Source organism: Lysobacter sp. TAB13 (genome assembly GCF_052113885.1).
Lineage (GTDB): Bacteria > Pseudomonadota > Gammaproteobacteria > Xanthomonadales > Xanthomonadaceae > Lysobacter > Lysobacter gummosus.
The window spans coordinates 1-21,078 of the sequence record NZ_JBFRDR010000015.1 but is presented as its reverse complement, the minus strand read 5'-3'; the positions used below and the strand labels follow the sequence as shown (position 1 = coordinate 21,078).

General features: G+C 66.4%; 15 protein-coding genes and 2 pseudogenes. 9 read left to right on the top strand and 8 right to left on the bottom strand.

Going from position 1 to position 21,078, the window contains the following annotated elements:
* Window positions 1-23: 23 nt before the first annotated feature.
* Together AB4Y92_RS17405 and AB4Y92_RS17400 are read right to left on the bottom strand one after the other, a co-directional pair.
* Window positions 24-1,706, bottom strand: a complete 1,683-nt coding sequence (locus tag AB4Y92_RS17405; protein WP_441820796.1) for an OFA family MFS transporter — start codon at window positions 1,704-1,706, stop codon at window positions 24-26.
* A gap of 262 nt (window positions 1,707-1,968) precedes the next feature.
* The gene (locus AB4Y92_RS17400) at window positions 1,969-2,427 is read right to left on the bottom strand and encodes a hypothetical protein (protein ID WP_441820795.1); all 459 of its coding nucleotides are present in this window, start codon (window positions 2,425-2,427) and stop codon (window positions 1,969-1,971) included.
* A gap of 278 nt (window positions 2,428-2,705) precedes the next feature.
* Here AB4Y92_RS17400 and AB4Y92_RS17395 point away from each other — a divergent pair, with 278 nt between their 5' ends.
* The 4 genes and pseudogenes from AB4Y92_RS17395 to AB4Y92_RS17380 all read left to right on the top strand — a co-directional run bounded on the left by AB4Y92_RS17395 (window position 2,706) and on the right by AB4Y92_RS17380 (window position 8,178).
* A complete protein-coding gene (locus AB4Y92_RS17395) occupies window positions 2,706-3,791 on the top strand; it encodes a substrate-binding domain-containing protein (protein WP_441820794.1) in 1,086 nt (361 codons plus the stop codon).
* Window positions 3,792-4,014: 223 nt separating this feature from the next.
* A complete protein-coding gene (locus tag AB4Y92_RS17390) occupies window positions 4,015-4,665 on the top strand; it encodes a hypothetical protein (RefSeq protein ID WP_441820793.1) in 651 nt (216 codons plus the stop codon).
* Window positions 4,666-5,602: 937 nt separating this feature from the next.
* A pseudogene (locus tag AB4Y92_RS17385) lies at window positions 5,603-6,058 on the top strand (XVIPCD domain-containing protein); the annotation flags it as partial.
* 374 nt (window positions 6,059-6,432) lie between these two features.
* On the top strand, window positions 6,433-8,178 hold the full coding sequence (locus AB4Y92_RS17380; RefSeq protein WP_441820792.1) for a ricin-type beta-trefoil lectin domain protein: 1,746 nt from the start codon (window positions 6,433-6,435) through the stop codon (window positions 8,176-8,178).
* A gap of 160 nt (window positions 8,179-8,338) precedes the next feature.
* Here AB4Y92_RS17380 and AB4Y92_RS17375 read toward each other — a convergent pair whose 3' ends face one another.
* Window positions 8,339-10,183: a DUF885 domain-containing protein gene (locus AB4Y92_RS17375; protein ID WP_441820791.1), complete on the bottom strand. Its 1,845-nt coding sequence runs from the start codon at window positions 10,181-10,183 to the stop codon at window positions 8,339-8,341.
* 1,136 nt (window positions 10,184-11,319) lie between these two features.
* On the opposite strand from AB4Y92_RS17375, the gene AB4Y92_RS17370 reads away from it, so the two are divergent.
* Both AB4Y92_RS17370 and AB4Y92_RS17365 read left to right on the top strand, forming a co-directional pair.
* The gene (locus AB4Y92_RS17370) at window positions 11,320-13,965 is read left to right on the top strand and encodes a TonB-dependent receptor (protein WP_441820790.1); all 2,646 of its coding nucleotides are present in this window, start codon (window positions 11,320-11,322) and stop codon (window positions 13,963-13,965) included.
* 146 nt (window positions 13,966-14,111) lie between these two features.
* Window positions 14,112-14,942, top strand: coding sequence for a DUF4349 domain-containing protein (locus AB4Y92_RS17365; RefSeq protein ID WP_441820789.1), 831 nt, complete (start codon window positions 14,112-14,114; stop codon window positions 14,940-14,942).
* A gap of 57 nt (window positions 14,943-14,999) precedes the next feature.
* Here the strand turns inward: AB4Y92_RS17365 and AB4Y92_RS17360 are convergent, their stop codons facing one another.
* A complete protein-coding gene (locus AB4Y92_RS17360; RefSeq protein WP_441820788.1) occupies window positions 15,000-15,296 on the bottom strand; it encodes a hypothetical protein in 297 nt (98 codons plus the stop codon).
* A gap of 105 nt (window positions 15,297-15,401) precedes the next feature.
* On the opposite strand from AB4Y92_RS17360, the gene speG reads away from it, so the two are divergent.
* Window positions 15,402-15,977, top strand: coding sequence for a spermidine N1-acetyltransferase (speG, locus tag AB4Y92_RS17355; RefSeq protein WP_441820787.1), 576 nt, complete (start codon window positions 15,402-15,404; stop codon window positions 15,975-15,977).
* A 295-nt stretch (window positions 15,978-16,272) separates the two neighbouring features.
* On the opposite strand, the gene AB4Y92_RS17350 is transcribed toward speG, so the two are convergent.
* The gene (locus tag AB4Y92_RS17350) at window positions 16,273-17,226 is read right to left on the bottom strand and encodes a peptidylprolyl isomerase (protein ID WP_441820786.1); all 954 of its coding nucleotides are present in this window, start codon (window positions 17,224-17,226) and stop codon (window positions 16,273-16,275) included.
* 14 nt (window positions 17,227-17,240) lie between these two features.
* Complete coding sequence (locus AB4Y92_RS17345) at window positions 17,241-17,705, bottom strand: DUF1579 family protein (RefSeq protein ID WP_441820785.1); 465 nt, start codon at window positions 17,703-17,705, stop codon at window positions 17,241-17,243.
* A gap of 227 nt (window positions 17,706-17,932) precedes the next feature.
* On the opposite strand from AB4Y92_RS17345, the gene AB4Y92_RS17340 reads away from it, so the two are divergent.
* Both AB4Y92_RS17340 and AB4Y92_RS17335 read left to right on the top strand, forming a co-directional pair.
* Window positions 17,933-18,298: a PadR family transcriptional regulator gene (locus AB4Y92_RS17340; protein WP_215056407.1), complete on the top strand. Its 366-nt coding sequence runs from the start codon at window positions 17,933-17,935 to the stop codon at window positions 18,296-18,298.
* Entirely contained in the window at window positions 18,295-19,308 is a 1,014-nt protein-coding gene (locus tag AB4Y92_RS17335) for a sensor domain-containing protein (protein ID WP_441820784.1), read from the top strand. Before AB4Y92_RS17340 ends, AB4Y92_RS17335 begins: the two co-directional genes overlap by 4 nt.
* 143 nt (window positions 19,309-19,451) lie before the next feature.
* On the opposite strand, the gene AB4Y92_RS17330 is transcribed toward AB4Y92_RS17335, so the two are convergent.
* Complete coding sequence (locus tag AB4Y92_RS17330; protein WP_441820878.1) at window positions 19,452-20,699, bottom strand: polyhydroxyalkanoate depolymerase; 1,248 nt, start codon at window positions 20,697-20,699, stop codon at window positions 19,452-19,454.
* 269 nt (window positions 20,700-20,968) lie between these two features.
* Window positions 20,969-21,078: pseudogene (locus AB4Y92_RS17325) on the bottom strand (IS1595 family transposase); the annotation flags it as partial.

Genomic DNA, 21,078 nt, shown 5'->3' with positions numbered 1-21,078 from the left:
GTGGAGCCGTCCGGCCGCGGGCCTCAATGGAACAGCACGAAGGCCTTCTGCAAAGTCACCCACACGCCCCAGGCCATCGGAATGCCGATCGCGACCCAGGCGCCCAGCACCAGGGCCGGATTGCCGCCGTGGCCGACCAGGGCCATCTGTTCCGGCGTGTACAGCGCTTCGCCGTTGCTGCCGGTCTTCTCGTGGGCGAGGGCTTTTTCGCGCGCCAGTTCTTCCGGCGTCATGAAATGCTTCTGCGCGACCGGACGCACCATCAGGTTGCACAGCAGGCCCAGCACCAGCATCCCGGCCAGGATATACATGGTGGTGTTGTAGACCTGCGAAGGCGGCAGGCCCAGGCCCAGTTGGTAGTCGCGCATGTAGGTCACCACCACCGGGCCGAGGATGCCGGCGGTGGCCCAGGCGGTGAGCAGGCGGCCGTGGATGGCGCCGACCATCTGGGTGCCGAACATGTCCGCCAGATAGGCCGGGATGGTGGCGAAGCCGCCGCCGTACATCGACAGGATCACGCAGAAGATCGCCACGAATACCGCGATGCTGCCCGCCGAGCCGGCCGTCGGCGCCGCCGCGTACAGGGCGAAGCCCAGCACGAAGAACACCACGTAGGTCATCTTGCGGCCGATGTAATCGGAGGTGGACGCCCAGAAGAAACGTCCGCCGATGTTGAACAGGCTCAGCAGGCCGGTGAAGCCGGCGGCGATGGTGGCGATCAGGCCCAGCTGGGTCGCATCCAGACTCTTGATGCCGCCGTCCACGCCGATCAGCTTGCCGCCGAACACTTCCTGCAGCATCGGCGAGGCCATGCCGATCACGCCGATGCCGGCGGAGACGTTGAGGCACAGCACGCCCCACAACAGCCAGAACTGCGGAATGCCCCAGACCTTTTTCACGTGCACGTGCTGCTGGGTGATCATCGCGTTGTTGTTCGCCGCCGGCGGCGTCCAGCCGGCCGGTTTCCAGCCGCTGGGCGGAACGCGGTAACCGAACGCGCCGGCCATCATGAACACGAAATACACCGCGGCCATGGTCAGGAAGGTTTCTAACACGCCGACCGAGGTCGCGCTGGCGTAGTGCTTCATCAGCATGTCGGCGAGTGGGCTGCCGATCAGCGCGCCGCCGCCGAAGCCCATGATCGCCATGCCGGTGGCCATGCCGCGGCGGTCGGGAAACCATTTGATCAGGGTCGATACCGGCGAGATGTAACCCAGCCCCAGGCCGACGCCGCCGATCACGCCCGAGCCCAGCCACAGCATCCATATCTGATGCGTTTTCACCCCGATCGCGGAGATCACCAAGCCGCCGCACCAGCACACCGCCGAGACCACGCCGGCCTTGCGCGGACCGGCGCGTTCCAGCCAGCCGCCCCAGATCGCCGCCGAGCAACCCAGCAGCACGAAGAACAAGGTGTACATCCAGCTCAGCTCGCTGACTTTCCAGTCGCAGCCGGCGGCGAACATGCGCGCGAACAGGCCCATCTCTTTCGGGCAGTCGATCGCTTGCGTGATGCCGACGGCCTTCGACAGCGGCAGCCAGAACACGCTGAAGCCGTAGGCCATGCCGATACACAGATGGATCGCCAGCGCCGCCGGCGGGACCAGCCAGCGGTTGAATCCCGGCTTGGCGACGATGCGTTCTTTCGACAACAACCCTTCGGCGGCCGACTGCGGTGCTGCGAGCACCGCGCTCTCACTGGACATGCTTGGACCCCTCCCGATGCTACGGACTGCGGATTCGTACGAAATAGGTTTTTCAGGACATAAAGGGGGGTCAGTCCTGAGGCGCTCAGCGAGGCTAACGTAGCTCTGGGTTGGCGTATATCCTCGGGTAGTCTAATAATCGGCTATCGATAGCCTATTGCTGCCACTGTGCTGAGCCCAGGCCCGGGCGCGGCGGCTACTGGAAACGAGGACGGCGATGAAGACGATGCGGCCACCCGCGCGACCCCGATGCCGGCCCGGCTCAGGGCGCGCCGTCGTCGGGCATCAACAGCACCAGCGCCTTGCAGCGGCGGTCGCGACAGCCCCACTGGCGCACGATGTCGCCGCGGCGCCAGCTGCCGGTGGCGGCCGCGTCGATCTCGAAATCCCACACACCGTCGCTGGCGATCAGCTGGCCCTTGATCGAACACGGCAGCCAATAGAAATCGTCGCCGCGACCTTGCGGGTATTGCTTGGCCAGGCGAAAGAATTGAACCGCCTGCTGCGGTCGCAGCGTCCAGGCTTTGCACGCTTTGGCCAGGCTGGCCTGACTCGGGTCGGCGGCGTCGTAGGCGCCGTGCATCTGCGCCGCGTCGATGCGCACGATGCGGATGTCCGCGCGGCTTTCGCGCGCCGCCGCGCCGCCGCACGCCAGCAGCATCGCCGCTGCGGCGAGCGCGCTCAGCGCGCGCCCCGGCGATGCTTGGAGAAAAACACTCATGGGCGGGGAATCCTTGCCGTTGTCGTAGCCGGATCGGCCGAACGCATCGACGATCGCACGATGCCGATGCATCCGTCCGCGGCGATGGACGGTCCAACCCATGCGCGACCGCGGCGGTCGCGAAAGGTTTGCGTGCGTCCGATCGAATCTGCCTGCAACCGGCTTCATTTCCAACTGCGACATCGCCGTTCGCTGCAGCAGGTCTCAGTTCGACGTGCCGATGCGCACCGCATAGCGATCGCAACCGCGCGCGAGCGCCCCCACCGCGCGGAGCGGACATGTTCAAAGTATTGATCCAACCCAAGTGGACCCTGCACGCCGCCGACGGCCGGCCGTTGCCGCCCAAGCTGATCGATCTGCTGCTGGGCGTGCACGCGACCGGTTCGCTGGCGGCGGCGTGCCGCGATCTGGACCTGTCCTATCGTTATGCCTGGGGATTGTTGCAATCCTCGCGTTCGCTGTTCGGCGCGCCGTTGCTGCGCATGACCCGCGGCCGCGGCGCCACGCTGACCGCGCTCGGCGAAAGTCTGGTGTGGGCCGACCAGCGCATCGCCGCGCGCCTGGCGCCGACCCTGGACAGTCTGGCCTCGGAGGTCGAAGTCGAACTCGGCCGCGTGCTCAGCGCCCAGGCGGCGCCGCCGCGGCTGCACGCGGCGCATGGATTCGCGGTCGAGACATTGCGGCGGTTTCTCGATGAGGCCGACGTCGCCGTCGACCTGAAATACCGCAGCCCCGGCGAGGCGCTGGCGGCGCTGCGCTCGGGCGATTGCGATCTGGCCGGCGTGCATCTGCCGATCGGCGAATTCGAGCGCGACATCCTCAGCCACTACGCCGATCGCATCGACCCGGTCGGCGACCGCGCGCTGCATCTGGCGACGCGGCGGATCGGCCTGATCGTCGCGCCGGGCAACCCCAAGCGCATCCGCACGCTGGCCGATCTGCTGCGCGAGGACGTGCGTTTTATCCATCGCCAACACGGCTCGGGCGCGCGCCTGCTGCTGGAGCGCATGTTGGCCAAGCAAGGCCATTCGATCCGCGAAATACGCGGTTGCGGCATCGACGAACTCACCCATGCCGCGGTCGCGGCCTATGTCGCCAGCGGCATGGCCGACGCGGGCTTCGGCCTGGAAACGCCGGCGCGGCGTTACGGCCTGGAATTCCTGCCGATCGCCTCGGAGCATTACTTCTTCCTGGTGCGCGAACAGACCCTGACCGCGCCGGCGCTGGCCGAGGTGATGGCGATCCTGCACAGCGAGCGCTTCCGCCAGGAACTGGGCCTGCTGCCGGGTTACGACGCCGATCGCTGCGGCACGGTGCAGGATTTGTTCGAGGCGTTTCCTTCGGCGCGGGCGGTGTTTGCTTGAGGGCTAAGCGTTAAGTTGTCGCCGATAAGCCGCAGGGAGTCGCGAAAAAGCGAGGGCCATATTTTTCGCGTTCGCAATGCACCGCATTGATGTCCAATCGATCCGCGATTCGAAAGAATTTGATCGGTAGCGGTAAATTTCACGTACTCGACGGCCGGCGCCGGCTTGACCCCCGCACCTGCCCGCCCAACTATTGAAGCATCGCAAGGCAACGGAGTTGGCCATGCCATCGACTTACCGCTGGACGTTCGTGCCGTTGCTTGTCTGCCTGACCGCGAGCGCCTGTGCGCAAGGCGATCGCCCCGCATCGCCGGCGGCGAGGGCGAAAACCGATGGCGTAGCGGAGAAGGAGACGATGAAGGGACCGACGTTGAGCCGGGAGCAGTATCGGGCGCTGGTGTTCAGGGTGATCGAGGGTATTACGCGGCGGGAAGAGTTGACCCGCGCGCATCTTGAGTCCATCACGGGATTGAAGTTATCGCCGAAGAGCGACGCGGCTGCCGGGTATTCCATCGCGGGTTCAGGCGCCGACGGCGGGTGGCGATGGAGCATGAGTATTACCGCCCACACGCCCACCAGCAGTGGTCTTCGATTGATGGCACTGCCGAATACGCGCGACGAACAGGGTAATTCTCCCGATTGCACGCTCGACTATCCGGCCTTTCACCAACGAATGAAGCGGATGGGTTTCGAAGACTCGGAAGGTTTCGGCCCTTTGGGCAAGGGAACGGCTTGGGACTATCGACGCGGCAGTCAGTCGGTGTGGGTGAAGTTCTACTACACGGGCGAGCCATTTGCCGTCGAGGGCCGGTGCATCGAATGGCTTGGCATGGAGTTCGCCATGCCTGAGAAAGACCCGAGCCATGGCCGATAGGGACGAACTTGAAGCGGTGTTCGATGGGTTCGTGAAGCGCGGCGCAACCGAACACCAGTTACGCATATTGGAAGCGGCGATGCGCAGTTCGCCCGAACTGAACCGCGCGATGACCGATGCCATCTTGAACGAGCGAGTGCTGGGCCTGCATTTCCTGCCGCCGCAATCCCCAGCTTCGGCCTGGTACGCCCCGACGACGCGTGAGATCGGTTTCCAGCGCGACCTGCTCGATGCGCCGCTCATCACCAAATCCGTGGATCGGCTTGCGTATGCATTCGGTCACGAAATTTCCCATGCCCAGCAAAGTCCGGAAGCCTACAAGGCCGAACGGGCCGTCATCGCTGAGATTCGGTCGCTGGCCGACAGCGACGCGCGGCCGCGCGATTACACCGAACTGATCGAACGCTATGACGCGATCCAACGCCAGAACGAGGCCCGCGCCGAGTTGAACGGAATCAACATCCTGGCGGATCGGATGCGCCATGAGGGCATGGGGACGGTTTCCGCCAAAGGCCTGGCCGAGCGTTCTGCGCTCATCAGTTCGTGCGTTGAGTCGTCGGAGGTAGACAAATTCAGTTTCAAACCCGGCCTGAGTTTCGACCCCAAAACCCAATCGCTCCCGGTCACGCCGCAGAACATCGAAGCCGTCGCCGCTTGTTTCTACGACATCAAGCGCGCGCGCGGCGGCTATCCCCAGTCCAGTCAGGCCGAGGCGATCGGTTATGTCGCCGATGCAGAGTTCCAGGCGCGCCGGCTCGATCCGGACCGCCGTTTCAGCGATGTCCATATCGATCTGGGGAAGTTGAAGCTGGACCCGGAAACCTTGCGGAAACAATCGGTAAACCTCGGCTTGTTTCGCGATGGTCCGTTCGAGTTCGTGGATACGGCCAGCCATCGGGTGGTGGAGGTGCGGCATACCGCCGGCGCGAAGAACGATCCGCTGACGCCGCCGCCGTCCAACGCGGGTCCGGCCGATCCGCGTCATCCCGATCACGGCCTGCTGGAACAGATCCGCGGTGGCCTGCGCGCGAATGCCGATTCGCTCGGCAGGCCCGATGAGCAGGCCGGGGAACGGCTCAGCCGCGCCGTCCTCGCCGCGTGCAAGGACAACCGTGAGATGTATCCGGGCCAGGAGGTTTCGCTCGCGGCCAATGCCCTGGGCCGGGTCGATCATGTGGTGGTGGCGAACGGCAATGTGTTCGCGGTCGAGGGCCGCTTGGACGATCCCGCGCACAAGCGTGCGACGGTGAATATCGAACGGGCGCTCGGCACGCCGGTGGAGCAGTCGGATCAGAAGCTGCAGTCGGCGAATCAAGCCATCGCGCAGGAGCAGGAGCGGGCGCGGCAGCTGAGCCAGCAGCAGACTCAGAGCGGGCCGGCCTTGATGCATTGAACGATCCGGGTGCCGCCAATCGGACCCGCGATTCGAAGTCGCCGGCGTGTGCGCGGGAGTGGAGCGGCGCATGTGGCCCGCATCACATAGAAAACGCGGCGTTCATTCGAGCGTTCATACAACGGCGGCGAACCGCCGCAACCCGTCGCAGTTTGAATCTTGCGACGGTACGCATGCGCCGCGCAGCCGGCGTCGACGCCTCGGGATGATGAGTGTCATCTCGACGAAGTTCTGTGCATTCAGTGCGAGTGGCCGCCGCCGCATCGCTGTTAGCGTCCATGCCGGGAGGCGCGCGGCGATGCATGCGCGTTGCGATCCGCGGCGCTCGCCGCATCGCGGTTCTCCCACGCCACCTCCACACACGAGCACACCCCATGAGCTATCGACTCACTACGCGCGCCATGCCGGGCGCGCTGGCCATCGCCCTGGCCGTCGCTTCGATTCCGCAGGCGGCGTTCGCCGCGCCTTCGGCGCCGACCGGTTTGCAGGCCTATACCGGCGGCGGCAGCACCGCGCTGCGCTGGAATCCCAGCGCCAGCGGCGGCCCGGTCGCGCGCTACGACATCTTCCGCAACGGCGCCAAGATCGGTTCGGTTGTGCCGGGCTTCCACGCCGATTTCCCGGAGAAGAACGGCAACGGCTACATCGATGCGAACGTCGTCGCCGGGCAGAACTACAGTTATCAGGTGCAGGCCGTGGACGGCGCCGGCGTGCCGTCGGAGTTGAGCGCGGCCTTGCCGGTGAGTTATCCGACTTCGGGCACGCCGATTCCGAACGTGGCCCTGGATTATTCGCAGGCCGCCGATCTGCAGCCGTGGTTGCAGAACACGGTGCTGCCGTTCGTGAAGAGCTGGTATCCGAAGATCTCCGACCAGATTGCTTTCCCCGACTACGCGCCGCCGCCGGCTTATACGATCAAGATCGATGCGGCCTACACCGGCGTGGCCTATGTCAGCGGCACCGACCTGGTGGTCAGCGCGGCTTATGCGCGCAACAACCCCAACGACCTGGGCATGTTCCTGCACGAATCCACCCACGTCGCCCAACAGCACAAGCGCGGCGACTGGATCACCGAGGGCATGGCCGACTGGGCGCGCGAATTCGTCCTGCACGATCGCGATCCGATTGCGCTGCCGGTCGGCAAGACCTATCTGTCGGGCTACAGCGAAGGTTCGTACTTCATCAACTGGATTTCCAGGCAGTACAACCTTCCCGATTTCGTGCGCATGCTCAACATCGCCAAGCACGAGGGCGGGCAGATCGACGACGACATCGACGGCGCGTTCGTGTCGCTGACCGGCAAGACGCCCAACCAGTTGTGGCGCGAGATGACCGGCGCGCCGGTGGCGGGCGCGGCGCTGAGTTTCCCGGGCATCGCCGGACGTTGCGTCGGCAGCCGCGCCGGCCGCGTGGAACTGCGTGCCTGCGATGAGAACGCCAGCGGCCAGCAGTGGACCTATGCGCGCATCAGCGATCAGACCTTGAATCTGAAGATCGGCGGGCAGTGCATGGACATCGTGTCAAGCGGCACCACCAACGGCGCCAAGGTGCAGCTGTGGTCGTGCAACAACACCGGCGCGCAGAAGTGGCAGTCGCTGGCCAATGGCTCCTTGCGCAATCCGCAGTCCGGGCGTTGCCTGGACGTGCCCAACAGCAGCAACGTGATCGGCACGCAGCTGCAGATATGGGACTGCAACGCGAGCGCGGCGCAGGTGGTCGCGCCGGTGGCGGGCAAGCCGATCGCCTTCCTCGGCCTGGCCGGGTATTGCGTCGGCAATCGCACCGGCCGCCAGGCCGAGATCCAGGCCTGCGCGGACGGCGCCAGCGATCAGCAGTGGAACCTGTCCAGCAACGCGGATGCGACGATTTCGCTGAAGATCGTCGGCGGCCCGGAGTGCCTGGACATTTCGTCGAGCGGCACGGCCAACGGTTCGAAGGTGCAGCTATGGAGCTGCAACGGCACCGGCGCGCAGAAGTGGCAGTTGTTCACCGACGGCACCTTGCGCAATCCGCAATCGGGGCGGTGCCTGGATGTTCCCAACGGCGCGGCTACGCCGGGGACGCAGTTGCAGATCTGGGATTGCAATGCGGGTGATGGGCAGCGGGTTCGGTTGCCTTGAGGGGGCGCTGACGGCCCTCACCCCAACCCCTCTCCCGCAAGCGGGAGAGGGGCTCAATGCAGGCGATTGGTGTCCCTTCTCCCGTTCACGGGAGAAGGTGCCCGACAGAGCCTGCCCCCGCGAAGGCGGGGGGCGGATGAGGGCCGCGCAAGGCATCGCTTCAGCGAATCGGCTCATCCAACATCAACTCACGCACGAAGCGCACCGGCGGCGCGCCGTAAGACAGCACCTGGTCGTGGTAAGTCTTCAGATCGAACTTCGCCCCCAACTGCGCCTCCACCGCCTTGCGCATGTCGAAGTGCTCCTGCGCGCCGACGAAATACGTCGGCAGCTGCGCCGAGGTCAGCTGCGCGCGCACCCACTTGCCGGCCGCTTCGCGTTCCTGCTGGAAGGTCTGCTTGGTCATGAATTCCATGGCCTGCTCGCGGCTCCAGTCCTCGACCTGCACGCCCTGGTCCAGGATCGCGTTGCCGAGCGTGCGCAGGTAGAACTTCAGCTGCACCAGACGGAACAGCGGGTCGTTGTCGAGATAACCCGAATCGGCCATCAGGTCTTCGGTGTAGACCGCCCAACCTTCGGCGAACACGCCCGAGCGCAGCACCGCGCGCAGGGTCGAGGGCGCCTTGGCCGAATGCGCGCCTTCCAGGTAATGGCCCGGCATCGCTTCGTGGATCGACAGCAGGTGGACCATGCGCGTGTTGTATTCGCGCAGGAAGGAATCGACCTGCTCGCGGCTCCAGTCGTCCGGGATCGGCGAGATCGCGTAATACGTGTCCAGGCCCTTGTCGAGCGGGCCGGGCGAATCGCAATACGCCAGCGCCACGCCGCGCTGGAATTCCGGCATCAGGATCACCTTGACCGGCGCGTCAGGCACGGTCACCAGATTCTTGGCGCGGGTGAAGGCGGTCGCATCGCTCAGAGTCTGCTTGGCGAAATCGACGATCTTGTCGCGCGGCGGCTTGTCGGCGTAAGCCAGTTCCAGCGCCGCTTCGATCGCTTTTTGCTGCTGCTCGGGCGTGGGCTTGTCGGGCAGCGCCGGCGCGCCGGGCTTGTCCTTGAGTTCCTTCTGCGCGATGGCGTACATCTGCGCGCGCACGCGAATCAGCTCGGCTTGCGCGCGCTGCATGATCTGCGCGCGCGACAGCGATGAATTGAGCGAAAACTTCAGCTTTTCGTCGTACAAGGTCTGGCCGATGCGGAAGTTGCCCTTGGCGTTCGGCACCAGGGTCTTGTCCAGCCATTCCTGCTGCTCGGCCACGGCCTTGCGCAGGCCGGCGACGGCGGCGTCCAGGCGCTTGCGGTCGGCGCCCTTGAGCTGGCCGGCGTTGGGCGCGATGAAGGTATCGATCAGGCTGAGCACGCCGGCGTTCTGCTTGGCCACGGTCTCGGCGTGGATCTTCGGAACCCGGGCCGGATCGAGGTTGGCGCGGGCCTGGGCGAAGATCTGCGGGATCTTCTCCATGCGCGCGGTCGCCGACTTCAGCCGCTGCGGCATCGGTGCGTATTCGCGCGCCATCAGGTTGTACAGCGCGTCGCCGGCCAGGCCGCTGTAGACCAGCGGGTCCCAGGCCCAGCTTTGCAGGGTCTGGATCGTCCACACGTCCGAGCGCAGGCGATTGCGCAGGATCAGCGCATCGACCTGGTTCTCGCGCGACAGCCGGGTCGCGTCGATGCCGTCGAGTTCGCCGAGCAGCTTGGTGTTGAAATCGATCTGGCGCTGGCGGCCGGCGGCGCTGAGGTCGTCGACCTCGCCGTCGAAGCGGTGATCGCCGATCTGCGTCGCGGCGATCGGATTGATCTGCATGACGCCGTCGAGCCAGCGCTTGGACAGCGCGGCGAAGGCGGCATCCACCGCCGGATCGGCGGCGCCGGCGGCGGCCGCGTGCGCGGACGCGCTGCGCGGCGAAGGCGTGGCGGGATCGTGCGAACCGCAGCCGGCCAAGGCCAGCGCGATCAGGGTGGGGCTAAGCAAGGCAGCGAGCTGCGTAGGGCGCAACGAGCGCATATCCATTCTCGGTGGGGTGGGGTGGCCGCGGCCGGGTTGCGCGGAGGATATGCCAAGCCGGTCACGCCCGCATGGGTCATTGGTCGGGCGACGATCGGCCTAGGCGCAATGGCCGTAAGCGCGTGCGGATTGCGTATGCGCGCGGCGGCGCTTGCCGATGCGGGCGATCGACGCGGACGATTCACGCGCGCTGCATTTTCGATGCAAAGGCAGCCGACTGAGCGGGCAAATCGGACCGGCTCGGATGGCGCGGGGCGATGCGGTCCCGCAACGGCAACCGCCCTTGCGCGCGACCGCGCGGCGGCGATGCGACCGCGGTACGCGACATCGCCGGCAAACGGCCTATGCCCTTTGGCGAATCCGCGCAATTGCCGTGCCCGGCGTCGGATTTCGCCGTTCCCGCGCGCCGCCGCCACATGACGATCGGTAATGGGCTCATATTCGGGCGCCGCGGTTTGCGGCGCCGCGCCGCCGGGCCCGGCGAGCGTGCGATACGCCGCGATCGCCTTGCCGCATGGGCATCGCGACTGAACGGGGCGGTTGCGGCTCGCCGCCGGCCGCTTTCGTCTGCTGCGCCGGAACCCCGAAACAGCGCCTTCAGCGCGGCCAGCCCGCGTTGACATCGCTTTATCGCGATGCAACATAAGCCCATCGCCGCAGCGCGCGGCCGATCTCCCCCGCATAGACCGAACGACACCGCCGTGAACCGAGCACCTCCGACGAATCCGCCCGCCGCCGTCCGCCGAATCCCGGTCGATCGCCGCATGGGCATGTGTTGCCGCTGAGCGCCCACCGCTCGAACCGCAACGCACTTCGTCCCGTTCCTCCTGGTTTTCGTCTCATGTCCGCTTTCGCTTACTCCTTATCGATCCTGTCCGGCCCGGCCGGCCCCTGGCGCGCGCCGTGCATGCGCCATCCCCACGCTTGTATGAGGCGGGTGATGCCCTGACGGGCTGAACCTGCCGCCTTCTTCGCCCGTCGCGGACCGGCGCGCGGCTTACGGCATCGCCGTCCCGCGTTTCTCTCTCCCCTCTCTCGTGACAGCGCTGCGCTTGCGCAGCGCCGGCGGCCGCGCGCCGTCCGCGACGGGCGTTCTTCTTTCGCTTTTCCTCTCCCACGCCTTGCAGGACTTATCCATGTCTTTCGTTTCTATTACCCGTAGCCGCGTGCGTTACCGACGTCTCGCCCTGGCCTTGTCGATCGCCATCACCGCGCCGCTGGCGCAGGCCGAGGAAGCCGCCGCCGCGTCCGCCGAGCCGGGCGTCACCCTCGATGCGGTGCAGGTCACCGGCACCAACCTCAAGCGCAGCGACGAGGCCGGGGTGAATCCGGTGCTGGTGATCGATCGCGTGCAGATCGAGAAGAGCGGCAAGGTCACCGTGTCGGATCTGCTGCGCAGCCTTACCGTCAACAGCGGCAACAGCTTCAACGAGCAATACACCGGCAGCTTCGCCAACGGTTCGGCCGGCGTGTCGCTGCGCGGCCTGAGCCAGAAGAACACTCTGGTGCTGGTCAACGGTTATCGCGTGGCTTCGTACGGCTTCGCGCAGAACACTCAGGACAACTTCGTCGACCTCAATGCGCTGCCGCTGGGCGCGATCGAACGGGTGGAAATCCTCAAGGACGGTGCCTCCGCGCTCTACGGTTCCGATGCGATCGCCGGCGTGGTCAATCTGATCCTGCGCCGCAAGATCGAAGGCATCGAACTCGATGCGTCGTATGGCGCGGCCACCGAAGGCGGCCTGGACCAGCACAGCATCGGCCTGCGCGCCGGTCACGGCGATCCGAGCAAGGACGGCTACAGCCTGCGTTTCAGCCTGGACGTGTTCAAGCGCGGCCAGCTCAACGCCGATGAGCGCGATCTGACCCGCGACGGCGATTACCGCGATCAGCCCGGCGGACGTCTGGCCGGCTGGTCTACCCAGGGCGGCGCGTTCCTGAGCAATCCGCGCGCGCCGGTCGCCTTCCCCTGCCAGCCGGGCACGCAGTCGCGTCCGTACAGCGACTTCGGCAGCCCGCTGCCGGGCAACGCCTGCGCCTTCAACACCCAGCCGTATCGCACGCTGATTCCGGATGTCGAGCGTTATCAGGCGATGGTCGCCGGCGATGTCTGGTTCAACGACAAGGTCCAGGGCTTCGCGGAAATTCTCTACAGCACCAGCCACAACGGCACCTATTTCAGCGCGCCGATGACGGTCGGCGCCGGCCTGCGCGCTTACGATCGCAGCACCGGCCGCCTGGTCGATATTCCGGCGGTGCTGCCGGTCGGCCATCCGAACAATCCCAACGCCGTGCCGACCCCGTTCGAGTATTCCTTCCTCGACCTGGGCGCGCGCTACAAGATCAACAAGTCCGAGTTCTCGCGCATCCTGTTCGGCCTGCGCGGCAAGGGCGAGGTGTGGGATTGGGAAGTCGCCGGCAGCCACTCGGAAAGCCAGCAGCACGAGTACGTGCGCAACTTCCTCAATCGCTATGCCTTCGAGCAGGTGCTGCGCGACGGCAGTTACGATTTCCTCAACCCCTCGCGCACGCCGGGCGCGCTCGACGCGCTGCGCTTGTCCACGCGCCGTCCGGGCACCTATCGCCTGAGCACGCTCAGCGGCAAGATTTCCGGTTTCCCGTGGCAATGGCGCGCGGGCGATGTCGGCGTCGCCGCCGGCGTGGAATTCCGCGACGAAGCCCAGGACGCGCGCACCAGCCCGCAGGTGTTGTCCGGCACCGAGCTGCGTCCGGCGATCAATCTGATCGACGGCGACCGCCGCGTCGCCGCGGCGTTCTTCGAATTCAGCCTCAAGCCGTGGGAACAGGTGGAAGTGCAGTTGGCCGGGCGCGGCGATCACTACAGCGACTTCGGCAGCGCGTTCTCGCCCAAGCTCGGCATTCGCTGGCAGGTCAGCGACGACTGGTTGCTGCGCTTGAACGCTTCGCGCGGTTTCCGCGCGCCGTCGCTGCCGGAGATCGCCCAGAGCACCACCATCAGCTACGGCTCGGTGATCGATCCCTTCGATCCGGTGCAGCCGGGCGCCTCGCGCGGCGTCACCATCCTGCGCGCCGGCAACAAGGACCTGAAGGCCGAGCGTTCCAGCAACGTCAATCTGGGCGTGTTGTGGGCGCCCGACGCCGACACCAGCCTGGGCATCGATCTGTACCGCATCCGCCAGGACGATCTGATCGCGCCGGACAACGTGCAGTTCGTCGTATCGAACCCGCAGAGCAATCCTGGCCGCATCACCCGCGATGCGCAGGGCCGTCTGCAACTGGTCGAGAACCGCTACGCCAACCAGGGCACCTTGACCACCACCGGCTTCGATATCGAAGGCCGTAAGGTCTGGCACGCCGGCGATTCGTCGTGGACGCTGGACGGCACCTGGACCCGCCTGCTGAGCTACGAGCAGCCGCAGGTCGCCGGGCAGGGCGCGCTGGAAGGCGCCGGCGGCAACCGCTTCGGCGCGTTGCCGAAGTGGCGCGGCATCACCTCGCTGGCCTATGCGCGCGGCGACTGGAACGCGCAGCTGTCGTGGCGCTACATCGGCGGCTACAAGCAGCAGGTGGTCGATGCGCGCAGCAATCCGGGCCTGAGCGACAAGGTAGACGATCACCACCAGTTCGATCTGTACCTGGGCTATGAAGGCCTGCGCGATACGACCTTGTACGTCTCGGTGCAGAACCTGGCCGACAAGGACCCGCCGTTCGATCCGGCCGGCGGCGCGCTGCCCTACGACATCAGCCAGTACGACGCGTTGGGGCGGTTCGTCAGCGTGGGCTTCAAGCACAAGTTCTGATCGGCCGCCGCGGACGCGGGCCGGCGCCAACCCCGTTGGCGCGCGGCCCGCGTTGATCCAGTCATCGAGCGCGGCGGACGAAGGCTGTCCGCCGCGCCGGCCGGTGGCATAGTGCTAGCGGCCACTGACGGCTGGAGAGAACGCCCATGGATACGAACACGATCGCGAACCGGCTGGGCGCGTTGCTGCTGGCCGGGGCGATGCTCGCCGGCTGCGCCAAGCACGCCTACGAGTCGCCGGCCGAGGATTCGGCGAAGATGCCGGAGGCCAGCCTGACCAAACCCAGCCCCGGCGGCGGCGTAAAAGCCGACCTGGGCGTGCTGTTGGCCTACGAACATCAGATCCGTATCCGCATGCCCGGCGAGCGCATCGCCGCCCGGGCCAGCGAGGTGCAGGCCGCCTGCAACAGCGGCAAGTTCGGCGCCTGCGCGGTATTGGGCATGAGCCAGAGCGGCGGCGACGAGCCGTCGGCGACCGTTGAGGTGCGGATCGTACCCGAGGGCGTGGACAAGCTGATCGGACTGGCCGGCAAGGGCGAAGAGATCGCCGAACGCAGCATCCAGGCCGAGGATCTGGCGACCGCGGTGCGCGACAACAGCCTGCGCCAGGATCGCCTGCGCAAGGAGCATGCGCGATTGCTCGAATTCCAGGATCGCAAGGATCTGAAAATCGCCGACGTGATGACACTGTCCGGCCGCATCGCCGAGATCGAAGCGCAGTTGCAGGCGGCCGAGCAGGAAGCCGCGCAGCAGCAGCGGCGCATTTCGACTCAATTGGTCACGCTGACCTTCCAGACCACGCGCGGCCAGGAGAACACCAGCGAAATCGGCCAGGCCTTCAAGGACGTAGGTTCCATCGTGACCGGCGTGATCGCCTTCATGATCCGCGCGTTCGCCGCGTTGCTGCCGGTGGCGGTGGTGTTGTTCGTGCTGGTGGTGCTGATCCGCCGTATCCGCCGCGCGCGCCGCAAGAGCTGAGACGCGGGCTTTAGCCGGGCCGCGGCGACGCGGCCCGGTCGCAGGCGAGCGTTGCGCTCAGCGCTCTTCTTCCGACTCGAACTCGACCAGCACGTCCAGGTCGAAGGCCAGCGCCTCCACTGCCTCGCGCACTTTGTTCGCGGTGGACGCGTTGGGTGCGTCGATTTCCAGTTCGTGCACGCCGGGGCCGGCGTCGTCGGGCAGGCCGGCGGAACTGGAATCGGAGTCGTCCATGTGCGGCATCAGATCAGCGACTTCCTCCACGTGTTCGATCCCGTCCAGGCTGGACAGCAGATTGCTGATCGCACGCGCGTCGTCGTCGTTGCCGGTGATACGCAATCGAAGCAGGGGCATGGCGGGAAACCTGGAATCGCGGGGGAGCCTGGAGGCTAGGCAGGGCGCAGCTAAGACCGCGTGAAACGTCACACCGTCTGAATCGCGTCGCGGTAGGCTAGGCGCATGAACACGACCTCCGAAACCGCTCCTTCGTCGGTGCCCGTGCCCAGCGTCACATTGCGACCGCTGGAGCGCGGCGACCTGCATTTCGTCCACGTGCTCAACAACAATCGCAGCGTGATGGGCTACTGGTTCGAAGAACCCTACGAGTCCTTCGTCGAACTCGAAGAGCTATACCGCAAGCACATCCACGACCAGTCCGAGCGCCGCTTCATCGTCCAGGACGGCGGCCAGGAGCGGGTGGGGCTGGTGGAACTGGTCGAGATCGACCACCTGCACCGGCGCGCCGAATTCCTGATCATGATTTCGCCTGAACAGCAGCGTCGCGGCTACGCGCGCGCGGCGACGCGGCTGGCGATCAGCTACGCGTTCCGGGTGTTGAATCTGTACAAGCTGTATCTGCTGGTGGACGTGGACAACCTGCGCGCGATCCAGATCTACGAAGACGCCGGTTTCCAGCGCGAAGGCATCCTGGTCGATGAGTTCTTCAGCGACGGCCGTTATCACGACGTGGTGCGGATGTGCCTGTTCCAGCCGCAGGTGCTGGGGCAGGGCAGTGCCTGGCGCGATCGTAAATAGCCGCTGACGGCCCTTCTCCCGCTGCGCGGGAGAAGGTGGCCCGAAGGGCCGGATGAGGGCCCGCGGCGCGCTTGTCGGTTCGCGTGCCCTCACCCCAACCCCTCTCCCGCGAGCGGGAGAGGGGCTAAGAGCACGGTCAGCGTCTGCAGAAAATAGGCCCGTCATTCCCGCGAACGCGGGAATCCAGAGACTTCAAACGTTCTCGCACGAAAGGCCCTGGATTCCCGCGTTCGCGGGAATGACGAGCAAAAAACGAATGCTCTGCCGAAGCAGAGACTTCGCCGCCAGCGCAACCTCACTTCTTCTTAGCCGCCTTGCTCTCAGCCACCTGATCGCGCACCGGCAACGGCACGTTACAGATGTTGATGTGCCCGGCCGGGCGCTTGAAGAAATCGTCCTGACGATTGCGCCGCGATTCCACCAGCGCCGCGAACAGCGGCGTGTCGGTGCGCAGCACTTCCAGGTTGGCGCGTTCGGCCTTGGGCACGTCCGCGGCCAGGCGGATGGCCTGGATCGGCGTGCGCTCGGCGGCGGTTTCGTAGAAGCCCAGGTTGCCGGTGCCGCGCGGCAGCGTCGACAGCAACTCCATGCCCTTGATCACGCGGCCGACGGTGGTGATGTTGAGGTCCAGGTGACGCGGCGACTGCCCGATCACCACGTACAGCTCGGTGCCGTTGCTGGAGTCGGCGGCCAGATCGCGGCCGGCGCCGACGGTGCCGTAGCAATGCGCGAGCCAGCTGTTGCCTTGCCCGGAATCGCGCGCGGCCGGAAAGCCGGCGGCGAAACCGGCCTGCGCCGCCCAGCCGTCGGGGTCGGGCAATACCGTCATCGCCAGCCCCGCGCTCTTGCGCGAGAACTCGGCCGGCAGTTTCGCCTTCACGCCCTTGCCGAAGGGTTTGCGCTTGGCCGGGTCTTCGCCGTTGGCGTCACCCCACTGCACCACGTAGTTGTCCTGCGAGCGGTTGATGCTCAGGCCGTTCCAATAGCCGTTGTGGGCCAGGGCGCGGATGTTGGCGACGTGCGCCGGTGCGAACTGCGGCGCCAGTTCGATCACGACACGGCCGCGCGCCAGTTCGAGATAAATCGTGTTCTTCGGGTCCAGCGTGCGCCAGTCCGACGGCTGGCTGGCCTCGAGAATCTGCTGCATGGTCCGGCCCTTGGCCGGCTCGGCGGTCTGGGCGAAGACCGGCGCGGCGACCGCGGCGCTCAGGGCGAGGGCGAGCAACGCGGCTCGATGCATCGAAAGCATGGACGATCTCCTGATCAGGGTTGGCGAGCGTAATCGCCGCGGATGAATTCGGCGAAATCGCTCTGGCCGGGGAAGCGGTTTTCGATCACGAAGCGATAGCGGTCGCCGCCGAATTCGTAGCGGTAGCGCGCATCGCCGCGCGGCGTGGATTTTTCGAAATGCAGGGTGTCGCCCTGCCAGCGGCCGCGCGAGGGTTCGGGCGGAAAGCCCATCGAGTCGAACCACCACCACAGCACGTCGGAGCTGTCGGGTTCGATCAGGAAGACGCCGTGGCCGCGGAACACGATCTTGCCGTCTTTCTCCTGCTCGTAGTCCTGCATCAGCGCGGTGCCGTCCAGGCCGACCCGGTAGCGGCCGTGGCCGATCGCCGGGCCGCCCGGGCCCCAGGGCGAAGGCGAGGCCAGCTCCGGCCCGGACCAGTCGCCGGCCAGGCGATGGAGCAGGGCGACTTGGGCGGGATCGGGACGCGGAAATTCCATGACGGCTCCGGAGGCGGCGGGTGGCGGGTCGGCGAAGCGTAGCTGGAAGCAGGAGTGAGTGGAGAGGAGTGAGGAGTGAGTAACGGCCCAGTCTCGCCTGCCCTGCCTTCCACTCACTCCTCACTCCTCTCGACTAATTCCTGCCCAATGACTACCGGCACATTCGCTATACCGAACTTCGTAATAGCCTGAGCTCCAACCTAGCCAGACACCCCGCGGGGGCCGCCGTGATCGAACTCGACAGCCAGTTGCGCAAGTTCCAGAAAGAGCTCAGCGCCGGCACCGTGTCGCTGGCCTTGCTGGCGGTGCTGGCCGCGGCCAGCGAGCCGATGTACGGCTACCAGATCGCCAAGCGCCTGGAACGCGAAGGCGAGGGCGTGCTCAGCGGCAAGCAGAGCGCGCTGTATCCGGTGCTGCGCAATCTCGGCGCGGCCGGGCTGCTGGACAGCTATGTCGAGCCGTCGGTGACCGGACCGCCGCGGCGCTACTACCGCATCACCGACACCGGCCAGGCCGTGCTGCGCGAATGGACGCAGGCCTGGCGCGCCACCCGCGATTCCGTCGATTCCGTACTCCAGGGGCTGAACTCATGAACGCCATAGCCGGCACGAGCCACTATCCGACCTCCGCCGACCCGTCCGGCGCCGACGCGCCCAGCGCCGACCCCGCCGCCGCCGCCGCCCATGCCGGCGCCGCCGCCGGCCTGCCGCGCTCGATTCCCGATTACCTGCAGCGCCTGCGCGAAGCGCTGCAAGGCGCCGACCCGGCGCTGATCCAGGACGCGCTGTACGACGCGGAGGAATACCTGCGCTCGGAAATGGCCGACAACCCCGGCCAGAGCGAGGCCGAGATCATCGCCGCGGTCGCCGGCAGCTACGGCGCGCCCGACGAGGTCGCGGACATCTACCGCGACACCGAGGTCAAGGTGCAGACCGCGCTGCGCGCGCCGAAGCCGGCGCCGCGCAAATCGGCGCTGGGCCGCTTCTTCGGCGTGGCGCTGGAACCGCGCACCTACGGCGCGCTGTTCTACATGCTGCTGTCGCTGGCCACCGGCACGTTCTACTTCACCTGGGTCAGCACCGGCGTGTCGCTGTCGCTCGGCCTGATGGTGCTGATCATCGGCATTCCGCTGCTGATCCTGTTCCTGGGCTCGGTGCGGGTGTTGTCGCTGGTGGAAGGGCGCCTGGTCGAGGTGATGCTGGGCGAGCGCATGCCGCGGCGGCCGCTGTATTCCGATCGCAGCCGGCCGGTGCTGGAGCGGATCAAGGAGATGTTCACCGATCCGCGCACCTGGGGCACCTTGCTGTACATGCTGCTGATGATGCCGCTGGGCACGCTGTACTTCAGCATCGCGGTGACCGGTCTGGCGCTGTCGTTGTCGCTGATCTTCCTGCCGTTCGCGCAGTTGTTCGGCCTGTTCGACGGCCTGATCCGGATCGACGGCGTTTCCTTCCTGGGCGCCTGGGAGCCGTGGGCGATGCCGGTTTTCGCCCTGGTCGGCGTGTTGCTGCTGTTCGTGATGCTGCATGTGGCGCGCCTGATCGGCTATGCGCATGCGCAGCTGGCCAAGCATCTGCTGGTGCAGTGGGCGCAGCGCGACTGATCGCGGCTGGCCGCGATGCAACGCAAAAGCCGGCGTTCGCGCCGGCTTTTTTTATTGGGCGCGTGGCGATCGGCCGCGCATGAAAAAAGCCCGGCGCGTGGCCGGGCTTTCCTGGTGGCTCGATCGAGCCGATGACGCCTAGGTTACTTCGCCGCGTTCTTGGCGATGAAGTTGCGCACCTGCGGATACACCTGCTCGCGCCAGCGGCGGCCGCTGAAGATGCCGTAATGGCCGGCGCCTTCGACGGTGAGGTGTTCGCGGCGTTCCTTCGACACGCCGGTGCACAGCGTGTGCGCGGCGCGGGTCTGGCCCTGGCCGGAGATGTCGTCGAGCTCGCCTTCGATGGTCAGCAGCGCGGTGTTCTTGATCGCGCCCGGATCGACCCGCTCGCCGGCCACGTCCCACAGGCCGCGCGGCAGCAGGTGCTGCTGGAACACGACCTTGATCGTATCCAGGTAGTACTCGGCCGGCATGTCCAGCACGGCGTTGTATTCGTCGTAGAAACGGCGGTGCGAATCGGCGTCTTCCAGATCGCCCTTGAGCAGGTCCTGGTAGAAATCCCAGTGCGACTGGAAATGCCGTTCCGGATTCATCGCCATGAATCCGCTGTGCTGCAGGAAACCCGGATAGACGCGGCGGCCGCGGCCGGGGAAGTTGGCCGGGACGTGATGGATCAGATTGCTTTCGAACCACCACAGCGGCTTGTGCACGGCCAGGTCGTTGACCTTGGTCGGGCTTTCGCGGGTGTCGATCGGCCCGCCCATCATCACCAGCGAACGCGGCGTGGCTTCGCCGCGCGCGGCCATCAGCGACACCGCCGCCAGCACCGGCACGGTCGGCTGGCAGACGCTTATCACGTGCAGGCTGTCGGCGCCGATCAGGCGGATGAAGTCCTGGATGTAGCCGACGTAGTCGTCGAGGGTGAAGGCGCCCTCTTCGGTCGGCACCATGCGCGCGTCGATCCAGTCGGTGATGTAGACCTTGTGATCGCGCAGCAGCGTCTTGACCGTATCGCGCAGCAGCGTGCTGTGGTGACCCGACAGCGGCGCGACCACCAGCACCGGCGGATCGTCCTTGAGTTCGGCGATGTTGTCGGCGTCGTCGGCGTAGCGCTTGAAGCGCAGCAGCCGGCAGAACGGCTTGCGCTGCATCTCGCGTTCGATCACCGGATAGGCGTTGCCGTCGATCTGCACCGAGTGGATGCCGAATTCGGGCTTCTCGTAGTCCTTGCCGATGCGGTAGAGCAGTTCGTAACCGGCGGCCAGGCGCGGCGCGCCGGGCACGGTGGACAGCCAGCTGCCGGGCGCGGCGAACATCTTCGCGCCGGCGTCGGCCCAGTAGGTCATCGGGGCCATCCAGGCGCGGCCGAGTTCGTGCATTTGGTAAAGCAGCATCGGGTCGGACTCTCAGTGGCGGTGTACAGCGGTGGCGGTGCAGGGCTGGCGCCGGAGAGTAGCTGACCCCGGCACGAGCGGTTTGCTGCGCCGCAGCATAGCGGATTGGGACGGCGGTCGCGTGAATGGTGAGGGGTGTCGCGGTGGGTGGCGAGATCGTCGGCTGGGCGGGGGTTTGCGAGGCCGGCGGATTCGAATGCTTGGCATTCGACCGGGCGCGCCAACCGTTGCCCCCTTTGAAAAGGGTCTTAGGAAGCAAACGCCCCTCAGAGGGGGTTGGATCGTAGCAACTTAAGGGTCGCCCGATAGAGGTCGTCGTGGCGATGGTTGAAGCGAAACTCGCACTCCTTGAGGTGCAGGTAGAAGGTGGTCTTGG

Coding starts and splice junctions, on each gene's coding strand:
- AB4Y92_RS17405 (WP_441820796.1), bottom strand. CDS start 1,706: ATGTCCAGTGAGAGCGCGGTGCTCGCAGCACCGCAGTCGGCCGCCGAA.
- AB4Y92_RS17395 (WP_441820794.1), top strand. CDS start 2,706: ATGTTCAAAGTATTGATCCAACCCAAGTGGACCCTGCACGCCGCCGAC.
- speG (WP_441820787.1), top strand. CDS start 15,402: ATGAACACGACCTCCGAAACCGCTCCTTCGTCGGTGCCCGTGCCCAGC.
- AB4Y92_RS17335 (WP_441820784.1), top strand. CDS start 18,295: ATGAACGCCATAGCCGGCACGAGCCACTATCCGACCTCCGCCGACCCG.
- AB4Y92_RS17390 (WP_441820793.1), top strand. CDS start 4,015: ATGCCATCGACTTACCGCTGGACGTTCGTGCCGTTGCTTGTCTGCCTG.
- AB4Y92_RS17370 (WP_441820790.1), top strand. CDS start 11,320: ATGTCTTTCGTTTCTATTACCCGTAGCCGCGTGCGTTACCGACGTCTC.
- AB4Y92_RS17360 (WP_441820788.1), bottom strand. CDS start 15,296: ATGCCCCTGCTTCGATTGCGTATCACCGGCAACGACGACGACGCGCGT.
- AB4Y92_RS17375 (WP_441820791.1), bottom strand. CDS start 10,183: ATGCGCTCGTTGCGCCCTACGCAGCTCGCTGCCTTGCTTAGCCCCACC.
- AB4Y92_RS17380 (WP_441820792.1), top strand. CDS start 6,433: ATGAGCTATCGACTCACTACGCGCGCCATGCCGGGCGCGCTGGCCATC.
- AB4Y92_RS17345 (WP_441820785.1), bottom strand. CDS start 17,705: ATGGAATTTCCGCGTCCCGATCCCGCCCAAGTCGCCCTGCTCCATCGC.
- AB4Y92_RS17350 (WP_441820786.1), bottom strand. CDS start 17,226: ATGCTTTCGATGCATCGAGCCGCGTTGCTCGCCCTCGCCCTGAGCGCC.
- AB4Y92_RS17400 (WP_441820795.1), bottom strand. CDS start 2,427: ATGAGTGTTTTTCTCCAAGCATCGCCGGGGCGCGCGCTGAGCGCGCTC.
- AB4Y92_RS17365 (WP_441820789.1), top strand. CDS start 14,112: ATGGATACGAACACGATCGCGAACCGGCTGGGCGCGTTGCTGCTGGCC.